This is a genomic window from Pseudoalteromonas sp. NFXS53, from assembly GCF_056629255.1.
Window position 1 is genome coordinate 79826 of the sequence record NZ_JBWVBR010000007.1, and the last position, 14154, is coordinate 93979.

Below are 14154 nucleotides of genomic sequence, written 5' to 3' on the forward strand. Positions count from 1 at the left end.
GATATTATTTCACCGTGAATGTGGTTGTCATAGCAAAGAATGTTGCTGTTACAACAACATCTCCGGCTGCTACACGGGTGATTTCACCCGAATCAATTAAGTTGAATGTAATTAGGTCAGCGGTATCTACAGACCAAGTAACCAGGTGTGTCACATTGTATTTAGTGCCATCTGCGGCTGTTGCATACACAGCGACTGTAGACGAAGCACTGTCAGCAATGGTTACCTCTGTCACAACGCTGCCTGAGCTCTGAATTTCCAGTGCAGTTGTACCGCTAAAGTCAAAGTCATACTCTTCTTCGTCTATTGTGTCAGAAGCGGCGCCCACTAATTGGGCGGCCACTTTGAAGTTAGTGTCTTTGCTAGTCACGGCCCCTAGTGGCGCTAATTCAGACATTGTCTGTTGATAACCTAATACTTGATCTAAAGTATTGCCCGCCGTGTCTGTGGTCTTCCATGCAAACCATGGCGTGACATCAAATGCCGTATCGCCATTAAAGTTAGACGTTGCAATAAATTGCCCAAAGATAGGGTTCGATTGTGCATCTTGTTTATTAGCAACCGCATAGCTTGTTGGCTGGGTTGCAATAAAGGTCAATGTGATCGATTCACTGAATAGTTTGCCGCTGATCAAACGCTCAGCTGTCACTGTATGTGTGCCAGTAGTCGTCGGCGCAAGTACATTACCTTGGTAATCAACACTTAATGTATTGCTGGACCAACGCACTAACTCATTCGCAGTCACCGTATTGCCCGACACATAGTTAAACGAAGCCGTTAATGGAATTTGCAATGACTGATTAGTCTGTGCAATCGGCCAAGTTTGCGTGCTTGCAGTAACCGCCATTGCAGTCACAGTATCTTCAATCACAACAGTGTGAGTGACTGTTGTGCTATCAGCTAAAGTTGCTGTGAATGTAACAGAACCCGCAGTCTTTGCTGTTACAACACCTTCAGTACTGATTTCAGCAATCGTGGTATCACTGCTTGCCCAAGATGCTGGCGTTTCTGCAATTTTCTGAACGCCAAAAACATGGCTTGCAGCTGTGGCTTGTGCAACCACAGTTAATTGCTCAGTAGTGCCTATCTGTAATGTTTGCTTACCCTGAATGTCGTAGTAGCTTATCGTGCTCGTGATAACGTCTACGTCAACATCTGTTGGCGCTGTTACTTGCTTAACAGTAGTAAACTCTGTTTTCAATGCTGCTGAAATACGAGTTTGACCCGCTGCTGGTGTATCTGCAGTTTCGGTAATATCGAATAGTTCAGTCACATCAAAGCTCACACCTGAGCTATATATTGCTTTAACCGAACTTTGAATCGCGTGCTTATCAGCAACATCATTACTTTGTGCTGATAGGGTTACACTGCTTTCAGTAATACCTTGTGCAAATACCACATCAAAAGTTTTATTTTGACTGTTATAAGTTGCTTCAATCGTCGCAGTTACATCGTCAGTTAAGGCTGGCGCCGAACTATTAATGAATACATACGCCGTACCTGAGTTGGCCTCTAGCTGCTGAATCGCCACATCACTTGTAGAGAAGCCTGTGCCTGTAATTGATGACACACGCCAGACTACACTGTCTGTTGCAGTGAGTAACCTCACTTCTTTATCTGAGTAAACAGCAAACGCGTTGAGCTTAGCGACCATATCTTCTGGTACTCGTGCCGCAGTTTGGTTTTCAATAAACCAATCAGACACTACTGGCGAAACCACTTTAAGCGCAATGCTTTGTGTCATTGTTTCGTTGTTGCTGGTGGTCACAGTCACTTGAATATCGCCTTCAGTCGCAGAGCTACTGGTTTGCGCTTTCATTGCTGTTACTTTACCGCTGCTATCTACAGAGAACAGTTCACTTGCAGTATTCCAGAAAGTAGAAGTGATTGTCGGTGTTGAGTCGTCAGAATTTTTAGCACTTGCTGTGAGTGTCAAACTATTACCCAAAGCAATCTCAGTACTAGATGCATTGATCGTTACTGAGCTTAATTTAGCTGCTGTAACAGTCACAACTTGGCTGCTACTAAGCACCACATTATTAACTTGCTTGAACACACTGATACTGGTTGAGCCCGTAGCTTCACCTTTCACTAGGCCAGCCGATGTCACTGAAGCAATCTGGCTATTTGCACTTTGCCAGCTGACATCACTGGCTGCTAACGTTGCGTTTGTTCCATTGCTATATGTGCCTTTCACAGTGAACGTTTGACTATTACCTTTTGCCAGAGACACATTGTTCTCAACCAAGGTTAGAGACACCAACTCTGCCGCAGTAAGTGAAACTGAGTGTGCTGTTGCTGATGTAACACTATCAACTGTCGCCGTCACACTGGCTGTTTCACCAGCCGAACCTGTATGGGTTAACACGCCCTCAGTGGTAATTGAACTCACACCAGCGTTTACACCAGATAATGCCCAAGTGATGTCACCCTGATAGTTGTTAATAGTAATGCCATTAGCGAAAGTGACATTGACGTTTAAATCAAGCTGATTACCTTCAGCAAGTGTGTTTGCACCTGTAATCGCAACCGTTGAAATCGCTGCACTGCCTACATACACATTCTGTGTTGCACGAACTGTCATACCGTTATTGGTGTACTCTGCCGTGACCAGTACAGTCCCCTCAGCAACACCCACTAACTGATTTGAACTATTAATACGTGCAATCGCTTGGTTATCTACCGTCCACTTAACATCGGATGCCGTCACGCTTGATGTCACATCTGTGTCTACTGAGTTTATCGCTTTGAATGTTAAATCTATTGGTGCATTAATGGTCGTGCTACTTGCTGACGTAATCGTGAGCTCTGCAACATATTCTCCTGATACCGTCACAGTAAATGCTGCACTGGTCGTCTCTACTCCCGCTCTCGTTACTGTCGCAACTAGGCTATAAGTATCCGCTTTAGTCGTGCTGAACTTACCATCTGTGACAACACTTTCAGTCGATGTTGAAGCATCTGTCGCTGTAAATAAGATGTCGCCTACCATACCATTTTCAATACGACCGCTGCGATACTCTAAGTTCGCTGCGTATTGGCCTTGCTGACCACGCATTAGCGTTGAAGGACCTGTTACTGTCACTTTATCAAGCGGGTCGTTATCTGCCTGTGCAGCGACCACTGTTACAACCTGGCTATGACGTAACATCACATTACCAACTTGCTTAAAGATACTCACAGTCGTCGTTCCCGGTGCAATCGCTAATAAAGTACCGTCTTCATCAACCGTCACTATGTCAGTATTACCGCTTTGCCACGTAACTTCTGTCGCAGCCAATGACGCTGTAGACGCGTTACTGTAAGTACCTTGTACCGTTAGTGTCTGGCTTTGGCCTTTTACCAGTGACAGGTTATTTTCAATTAAAGTTAAGGCAACTAGCTCTGCTGTATTCAGTGTCACTTTATGACTACTTGACGTCACGCCACCCACTTGCGCTGTAATATCCACAGTCACTTGAGCTGTCGCTGTATGGCTTAACACACCCGTTGATGTGATGTTGGCATCATTACTACCTGAAATAGTCCAAGTAATATCACCTTGGTAGTCATACAGTGTAATGCCGTTGGCATAAGTCACATTCACAGTTAGGTCTGTTTGGTTACCCGCAGCAAGTGTGCTTGTGCCTGTAACTGCAACCGTTGAAACCGCAGCACTGCCTACATACACATTCTGTGTTGCACGAACTGTCATACCGTTATTGGTGTACTCTGCCGTGACCAGTACAGTCCCCTCAGCAACACCCACTAACTGATTTGAACTATTAATACGTGCAATCGCTTGGTTATCTACCGTCCACTTAACATCGGATGCCGTCACGCTTGATGTCACATCTGTGTCTACTGAGTTTATCGCTTTGAATGTTAAATCTATTGGTGCATTAATGGTCGTGCTACTTGCTGACGTAATCGTGAGCTCTGCAACATATTCTCCTGATACCGTCACAGTAAATGCTGCACTGGTCGTCTCTACTCCCGCTCTCGTTACTGTCGCAACTAGGCTATAAGTATCCGCTTTAGTCGTGCTGAACTTACCATCTGTGACAACACTTTCAGTCGATGTTGAAGCATCTGTCGCTGTAAATAAGATGTCGCCTACCATACCATTTTCAATACGACCGCTGCGATACTCTAAGTTCGCTGCGTATTGGCCTTGCTGACCACGCATTAGCGTTGAAGGACCTGTTACTGTCACTTTATCAAGCGGGTCGTTATCTGCCTGTGCAGCGACCACTGTTACAACCTGGCTATGACGTAACATCACATTACCAACTTGCTTAAAGATACTCACAGTCGTCGTTCCCGGTGCAATCGCTAATAAAGTACCGTCTTCATCAACCGTCACTATGTCAGTATTACCGCTTTGCCACGTAACTTCTGTCGCAGCCAATGACGCTGTAGACGCGTTACTGTAAGTACCTTGTACCGTTAGTGTCTGGCTTTGGCCTTTTACCAGTGACAGGTTATTTTCAATTAAAGTTAAGGCAACTAGCTCTGCTGTATTCAGTGTCACTTTATGACTACTTGACGTCACGCCACCCACTTGCGCTGTAATATCCACAGTCACTTGAGCTGTCGCTGTATGGCTTAACACACCCGTTGATGTGATGTTGGCATCATTACTACCTGAAATAGTCCAAGTAATATCACCTTGGTAGTCATACAGTGTAATGCCGTTGGCATAAGTCACATTCACAGTTAGGTCTGTTTGGTTACCCGCAGCAAGTGTGCTTGTGCCTGTAACTGCAACCGTTGAAACCGCAGCACTGCCTACATACACATATTGAGATGCACTTACATAAGTGTTGTTTGCCAGTTTTAATTCTGCATTGATTTGAACTACACCTTCGCTGATCCCAACCAGTTGATTACCATTTTGAATTCTAGCAATGGCTTGATCGCTCACCGTCCAAACAAGATCACTGCTATTGAAGCTGACTGTGCTACCCACATGGTCATAAGCTGTTGCGCTTAGTGTTAGTGGCGCGTTAATCGTGATATTACTCGCTGAGTCAATGCTAAGACGCGTAGCTAAAACACCAGATACTGTCACTGTGAATGGGTCACTGCTAACCGTCGTGCCATTTCTCGTTGCCGTTGCAACGACACTGTAGTTACCATTTTTAGCAATCGTCAATTGACCGTCTAACATCACTGTTTGCGCATTACTGCTATCTGTGCCAACAAAAATCACCTCATCAGTAATGGCCGTTAATGAAGACCCATCGCTAAACTCTAGATCAGCATTGAAATCAGCGGTTTGACCAAATGCTAAAGTCTCAGGCCCCTTCACTGTCACTTTAGTAAGTACTTCATCGCCCACTTTAATATCGCTTGAAGCACTTAAATAACGTGTACCATGGGCAACACTAATTGCAACACTCGCTGTGCCTGTATTGATACCTGTTACTGTGCCACTTTGATCTACACTTGCGACGTTCAGATTAGAGCTAGACCAAACAGGTGTTAAGCTTTGGTCATTAAAATATGTAGTTAATTCACTCTCATTCAGCGTCACCCCAGTCGATAATCGCCCTTGTAGAGTGTAATTGTGTGTGCCATTGATAGTGACTTGTTTACCCTGCTCAAGGATCTGAATATCAACTAATTCAGCACTCGAAATAGTAACGTCCTTAGTGGCACTTACCGAGTTATCTGCGTTGCGCACAGTCAGTGTGATCGTCTCATTGGCAGTGTTACCCGCCACCAGCATACCGCGACTATCCACCACTGCATTACTAGACGTCACTTGCCAGATCATACCTTGTTGATATTGCTCAATCTGCGTGCCATCCGATAACGTTGCTACTGCATGATATTGGCTTTGTAAGCCTGCAATCAGGCTATTAGCACCTGTGATCTCAAGACCTGTCAGCACTGCGTCAGATACCGTAACCGATGCATTAGCCACTAATGATTCACCCGTTGCTAGTGTCAAGGTTGCGCTGATCCCAACAACCCCTTTGCGCAAGCCAAGTAGCTCACCTGCCGTGCTATTAAATCTCGCCACCGGCTCTAGGGCTGGTTCATTGTGCACAACCCAAGTCAAATCGCTTGCCGGCACGCTAATGAATTGATCAAAGGAGGTTGTTGTTTGATTTGAATAAAGCGCTTTCACACTAAACTGCTGAGTTTGATTAAGGTTTACAATGGCATTGTCTTCGACGATCACTAACTTGATCGGCGCAGCTGCTGCAATGGTTACCGCTTTTGCAGTTACTGTAACGCCACTGTCTGTTTGTGTCGTTACTGAGAAAGTTTCTCCCTGCGTACCAATTGCTTGTACGCGACCTGACGAGTTGATTACTGCACTGCTGGTATTTGCAGTTAACTGCCAAACAAAGCCAGTTGATAAATTCTCTACAACCGAGCCATCTGAATAAGTACCTGTTGCGGTATATTGACCGTAGGCACCTGCTGCAATTTCGCTTGGCCCTTTCACTTCAATATTAGTTAGAACCGCAGGGCTCACAAACAGATAAGTCTCACCATAAACTTGTAAGTTGGCTTCATTAATTTCAGCCACGATTTCAATACGAGTATCTTCTGGTGCGCCCGGCTGTACTGTTACCTCACCAGTATTCACATTTACTGCGGCAAATTGGCTATCAGCTGCCTCTTTTAACGACCATTTTACTTTTGCCAGATCAGTAGCATCAAGTGTGATTGGTGCGCCAAAGGCATCGAAAGTATTCGCGATTGTGAACGTATGGCTTCTGCCAGCTACGACCTTAATACCCTTGTCTGATAATTCAAACTGAGTGGCTTTTGGTGGCTGTACTGTGAAAGTAATTTGGCCATCTTGGACTGAGCTATTCTTCGCACGCGCGGTCACTGTCACTGACGTTTGTGCCGCTGTATTTGATACATTGACCACACCTGTCGAGCTCACTGTTAGTACGCTTGGGTTACTCGACTCAAAACGTGCCACTTCTGTGCTGCTTGCCACTGACACTTCAGAACTATCCGTCAAAATACCCGATACATTTAACTGCACAGTACTGCCTTGCTGTACAGACGTAGACTGCCCTGCCTGGGTCGATAGTTTTAAACGCTGTAATTGTGCAGGTGTTACAGTGACTTCAATCATGTCACCAGCATTGTTAATTTCAACACCCGTTTGCTCTGTATCACCAATGCGTATTTGCGATGTACCTGGGTTATCTGCAATTAAACGACCTGTACGCTGACCTTGTGCGTTTAGCTCAAACTTCACCGCACTCGGGTTGCTGGTTGACCAGTTCAAGCGGTTAAAATCAACTGCAGTAACACGAGAACCATCCGAGTTAGTACCAGCGACAGGCAGTTCAAACACTAACCCTTTCGCGATTGACTTACTGGTTCCTTCAGTAAATTCAACATTACTTAGCACTGGCGCAATAATGTCAATTGATGTACTGGCTTCAAGCAATGAATTAGACTCAGGTGCTAAATAAGCTGCAGTGTATTGCGCTTTTAGACTGACATTACTTTGTACTGTTTTAGCCGTTTGTAATACGCCCAGAGAATTGATATTTTCAACCAATGCGCTGTCGTATTGCCAGCTAATACCATCAAGTTTATCGAGTACCTTAGTGGTGCCATCGGTTAATATCGCACTGACATTCATTTGCGTATTTAAGCCAGCAGGCAGTTGTGTGCGTGCTGCAGAGACTGACAGCGATTCGATTTCAGGTTTACCAATCTTAAATGTAAGCACATTAGAAGTGATGGTTTCGCCCTTGTCGTTTTGCGTCTTAATACTCAATTGAGTTGACGTTTCTGGCGCTTCATATTGGAATGTCTGCAGTTGAATTGCATCAGCTTGTTTCTGAACTCTCACAAAACTGCTATTAAACAACCACTGCATAGCGCTAGATTCAAGCGGTTCAAGTTCGTTCGCCGTTAACGTTCGGCGAGTTTCATCAGAATACACACCGTCAACTGACAAGGTACGATGATAGCCCAGCGGCACTGAGGTGTTGCTTGTTGATAATACTAAGTTGGTTAGCAATGGCGCTTTAATTGTAAGATCAAAGGTATTGCTAAACTGCGCTTGACCATCATCATAATCTAAACGAATTTGCGCCAGCTCTGCCGCCGCTAAAGATGATACAACCACACTCGCTACACCACTTTGCGATGTTTGTGCATCATTGAATACCGCAGCACTAGATAGACTTTGCCAAGACAATAAGCTGCCTTGTAGTTTTTCTTTATGATTAACGGTTGGCGTGGCTTTAAATACGCCATATGCCGTCAGTGTTAATGTCTCACCTTTATAGATCTGCTGTCTGTCGGCAACAATTTCTATGCTATCAAGTCCGGTGATGCGCTGAGCACGACTTTGCACTCGCGTGTCACCATAAATATCGATGTAATCAACATTAATAGAAATATCACCAGCACGCTGTGCGTTAAACAAACCCGCATTTTCACCACTGCCCAATGTACCGAAAGTAAAGTTAGGATCAGCAATGATTGACCATTTTACTAACTTGCTAATATCGACACGATTAACACCGTCAAGAGTTTGAAAGCTTGCCCATACTTGGAACTGGCGAGAGGTATTCACTGGCATAAACTCAGTCACAATACCCGCTGGTAGTACTTCTAAGCCCGCTAACGGGTACACATTCTCAATACGAATTGGCAATGTATTCGTCAGCGTTTTCTGTACTTTTTTGTATTCAGAGCGCCCGTCAACGGTCACCTTCTCGTACTGAGAAATAGTTTGTGTCACGGTTACTTCAGCATTACCCGCTTGAATAGGTGTGATCACACCCGTTTGGTCAATACTTGCTACTTCGCCAGCTTGTTCAGCGCCATCTACCTTAGTTGTAACAATCGACCATTGAGTGTTATTTACCTCGGCAATATCTATAGCTTCTAGGTTATCTTGGCTGCCATCAGAATAATGACCAGTGGCTAAAATTGTTGAACGGTTCCCCATCGGGAAACGTATGCTGCCCGCTGGCATATCTTCAGGCGTCGCAATATGAGCGGCAATGGCTCTATAGCCAGATGACGCGCCCAGCTCAATGCGGCGTAGCACTTTTGGACGCACAACCACTGACGCCTGAGCCTTAATTGGTGTTTGGCTCTCTGGTGTGAGTGTCATTTCAATGCCAATCGGTCCAGTTGAGATTTCAACGGCTTTGGCTGTTGCAACCGTTTCATCAGCAAAATTGATAATGGCAGGATCAGTAGAACGCCAAGTCATATTTTCTGTTTGAGGTTTAGATGTACCGTCTGTAAAAAAGCCTGTAACGGTAAAATCGATGCTATCGCCTTTATGAATAACCGGTGTTTGTGGTGCTATCGCTGCATGTCTTAATTTTGGAATGCCCATAGTGAAATAAGCATTACCCGAAATACCAAATGCGCGACTATTGGTTTTTGTAACACTTAATACCGGGATAAGATCTGCACTGTTTGCCAGTGAAGTCACTGTGCCTTCATTAACCGAAGTTGTTGCTTCTTCACCATTATTCACTTTTAAGAAGCGAGTAAATTCACTGCCAACCTGCCATTCAGTATTTACCTGTTCACTTGGTCGACCATCAGCGTCTTCATCAAAGGTGATATTTTTATAACTGCCATCTGATAAAGTTGCCCATGCCACCATGAACTGATTTTCACCGACAGACATCTTAAACGGCGAATCAGGAGACGTTGTAGTATAAGTGTACTGACTTAACTGATCTTGCGGGATGGTCTTAACACTACGTAACGGATGGTTTGCATCGCTCACCGCCCATACATTGATTGCTTCCATCACTGGCGCAACCGTTGTAAATGCTAAGGTTGCCGACACTGTCTGATTTGCTGAATTTACTAGCTCAGCTTTAACGTCGAAACTTGAATTTGCTGCGATGGCTTCAACCACACCACGACTAGTCGCAATCTCTTTATCGTTATCTTTTTCGCCTTTCGCTAAGACTTTTGCTACGCTCTCATCTGATACCGTCCAATCGATATTTAGCTCAGCCAGTCCTGTTTCATCTAAGTGCAGTGATGAGCCATCTGAATATGACGCTTCAATATCAATATAGCTTGCAACACCTGCTGGTATTGCAAAACAAGATAATGGCGTTGCATCACCTTCTTTAGGCATATTGCGGCAGTAATCTTCTAATCGGCTATTATCGATAAATAAGCGGATCGCCTCGAGTAAGGCTGGTTTTACGATGATCGCCAAGTCCGTTTTAATTAACTCTTGGTTGGCATTTGCCAGCTCTGCTGACACTGTCAGGTTTACTTTGTCAGCTTCTGTTGGACGCGTTGCTTTAGCCACATTTTTGTCTGGCGTCGACGCGTCGCTAAAATTTAAATACTCAGGATGTGAGCTTGCAAAAGCGACTAAGTTCGTCAGGTTTTGCGCAAAGTTTTCATCTGTGTACTGGCCTACGACATCAAAACTGATGCTGTAACCCGATGCAACAGAAGTACTGTTGGTAAGAATTTTTAACCCTGTTAGTAATGGCGCAACAATATCAAAAGATAGGTCTGCAACCACTTTAGCGTTATTGGCATTTGGGTCGATAAATTCAGCAGTAATGGTCACTGAGCCTTGTTTATCTAATCTAAATTGATTGACCGTTGCTTGCTGAGTCACTGTGTCTGAACTCGAACGCCAAGTGACGTATTCAGTTAAATCTTGAGCTCGGCCCGTAGAGTAAGTACCTAGCGCTCTAAAGTTCTCAATTTCACCTTGGTTGTAGCCTTTTTGAACCGAATCAACAGCATCTTCGTGCACAACAATCAGCTTGTTTAATACAGGTGGAGTTACAAAGATGGTGATCTGATCGCTAAACGTATTGTCAGCAATAGTTCGACTCGCAATTAACTGCACTTCACCTAAATAAGCGGCTTCAGCATCGTCTGAGTCTAGCGTTTGTGAATTTGCAACGGCTTCGCCTGTTTGCTTATTAATAACAACTTTTTGGTTGGTTAAAACCCATTCATCAAAGTTGGCTGTTTGCTCAGAGTCGTCCGTGTAAATTTCGGTTAAACGGAATACCGCATTGGTACCTTGTGGCATCACAATGCGTTTATCAGTGATCAAACGCGGGGCTGCAACATCAATGCGAACCGCTTTCACTTTAGGTTGATTGATGTTTAATTCAAATGGCTCTGAAACAATTAACTCACCCAGAATATTGGTGCTTTCTGCGGTTACTTGCACAGTGCCTTGTTTATACGTTTTTAACTCGTAAGGCACTTCTGTATTAACAAAGTCAGCTAAGTTGATGTCTTTTGAGCGCCATGTAAGTACGACATCTTCGGTCTTGAGTAAGTCGCGCGTCGTATTATCTTGATAGGTCCCCAGTACCGCAAAAGTGCCACTTTCACCTGCAGCAATGTCACCGCTTTGCCATGTTAGTTCAATTTTGCTTAATGCTGGACGGTTTACATTTAATGCCCAGGTTGCCACGACATCTTCATCACGACGATTCTTAATAGTTGCTGTGATCTGAGTGTTGCCTTCAATAAAAGTACGAATAAAAGTCCCTTCTTCGTCGTGCTCCAGCACTGCAACTTGTTCATCTGACGACTGCCACACTAACCCATCAGCAATACTAAATAACTGTACTTCTTGGTTTGAATAAGTGCCCTGTACGGTCACTTTTTTGCGTTTTTCTAATGCAATAACCGGGTTTTCAGCGTTGATCTCTGGGTCAAGAGGAATAATCTCTAGCTTATCTAATAACTTATCTTCAACCGTTACCGCCATGACATTACTGTTAATTGTCAGACCGTAACCGTCGTCAATTTTGCCCTGCACGCTTGCTGTTCCTTGTGATAGCGCATTCACAAGGCCAATTTCTGTGACATAGACATTTTGCTCATTGCTTGAAAGCCATTGAGCTTGTTCGGTTAAATCTGCCGTTGTACCATCCGTGTAAGTCGCCATGGCTTGTAATTGGTAGGTACGACCAAGCGGCATATTTTGAGATTCGGCAATGCTTAATGTTGTAATAGCTGCAGGTGTCACGGCTTTTACCGCAGAGCCTGAAATATCACCTAACTGCGCGGTTACTTTCGCTTCACCAACAGCCATGGCTTTTGCCATACCCGTTTCACTCACCTCAACGACACTGCCTGAAGACGCCCAAGTTACAGCCTCGGTGAGATCAACAATCGCACCATCACTGTAATTACCTGTCGCTCTAAACTGGAAGGATTGCCCTTTATAACGGCTCACATTAGTAGGTGAGACATCGATACTTTGTAAAACAGATTCAGAAACACTAATGCTTGTTTCAATGATGCGTTTATCATTTTTAGCTGTTAATTTGAAATCGCCCGGGATTAAAGCGGTCACTTCAATCTCGTACCCTCTTGTGCTACTCAAGCGTGCCATATGACTCGGCGTGACCGTCCAAGTGTATAGGTCTTGCTCATAAGACTGGTGATCTTGAGACACATACACACCAAAGTCTTGCTTGCCTGTTGCTGAGTCAAATATCGACAATTTCAGTGATTCACCTTGCCTTACCGAGGCAGGCTTTGTGCCAGCTGTATCTTCATCGATATTGAAGCGGAATTCAAAACCACCAGCATCTACTGGCTCGGCATTGTCACCGTCCTCTTCACCCCCACCACCACAGGCACTGAGTGTCACTATCATTAACAACATAAGTAGCCTTGCGCTTAAGGCCACAAAATGATTTAAAACTTGCATTATTATCTCGTTACTTCTTGATTTACCGCGGTAATTTAGTAGGTTTCAAACTTGAGGTTCAGCTTTTCAATTTCTGCTGATTCAGGCATTTCTTGACGCATCTGATCATAGCGATCAGCTATATGGTAAGACAGGTACACACTCGTATCTGGCCAGTAGCGGATAACATTAATTAAGGTATCTTTTACTTGCCATTGGTAGTGGATTTTACCGTAACTTATTTCGCCTGTCGCTTTGATTGGCGCACCATATTTATCTTTTATCAATTCGATAACGTCTAAGACCTTGCTCGGATCATTATGCGCAGGGAAACGATATTCGATAGAAGCCAATTGATTGGTTTTCAAACTGTAACCCGTGAAGACTCTGTCTGTGCCTTTGAGTAATTGTGATGACTCGTAGATATCAAACCAATAGTTGTCTTCTTCACGGATCTTCAAAGCACCGCTATTGACTAACTTATCGCGCATTTCAACACGCGTTGTTTGAGACAGGGTTAGCCCGTAAAGCACCAATGATGAATCTAAAAATTCAATTCGCTTTTGTAATTGCGGTAAATGTTGCTGTGCTTTTAAGTGGCCGTTGCTCGCTGCTTTACTTAACCAGAACAGCGCGTTTTGTAAGTCAATCTGTGCGCCTTTACCATGTTCAAGTAACAAGGCTAAATTATATTGCGCATCTACCACACCGAGTTTTGCAGCACGTTGGTATAAGTCGAATGCTTGTGCTTCATTTTTTTCTACCCCTTTACCGTGAAGATATAACCAAGCTAAGTTATTCATTGCTGCGCCATGATTTTGCAACACCGCACTTTCATACCATTTGAATGCTTGTTTCAGGTTAGCTTCTTCTGATTGCTCACCTTGATAGACCGCCATCAGATTAGCTGACATCGGAATACTATTTTCTTGATACAACAAACCAACTGCAAACTGGGCCGCAGTATGCCCTTTTCGAGCTGCAGAGAATAACCAACGTACACCTAGCTCAACGTTTTTCTCAAAACGCACACCCGATAAATACTGGCTACCTAATTCATATTGCGCTTCGATAAATCCGGCAGAAGCACTTTGCTCTAACCATGCGCGCGCTTGTTCGTAATCAAGCGTCAGACCCTGACCTTGCAAGTACATCACACCAATATAATATTGCGCTTGTGGATCATTATCTTTTGCCAACGGATACCAATGCGACAGCGCTTCGGTGAACTGCTTATTTTGGTAGGCAATCAAGCCTTTATTAAAGTCACCAATTGAACGCAGCGCATATAGTGGATCAAGCACCTCGTAATTAGGAAGAACCTTAGTAAACATGTCTTCACTGACTTGACCCGAGGTAATATCAGACTCTGCTGTTGTGTCTTTCGCTGTATTTGGCGTGTCATCTGCAAATGGATTCATCCCCTCAAAATCTGGGACTAAATTACAGCCTGACAAGGCCATTGCAGCAGCTAATGCCACTGCTAATGGTTTTTTATTCATTGTTCA

The 14154-nt window shown here is 44.2% G+C and carries 2 protein-coding genes; both read right to left on the reverse strand.

Annotated features, from left to right (window positions below; all coding sequences use genetic code 11):
* Positions 1–4: 4 nt before the first annotated feature.
* On the reverse strand, positions 5–12622 hold the full coding sequence (locus AC1HJP_RS09540) for an Ig-like domain-containing protein (protein WP_480361598.1): 12618 nt from the start codon (positions 12620–12622) through the stop codon (positions 5–7).
* An 80-nt stretch (positions 12623–12702) separates the two neighbouring features.
* Positions 12703–14148, reverse strand: a complete 1446-nt coding sequence (locus AC1HJP_RS09545) for a tetratricopeptide repeat protein (RefSeq protein ID WP_480361599.1) — start codon at positions 14146–14148, stop codon at positions 12703–12705.
* Positions 14149–14154: the final 6 nt, after the last annotated feature.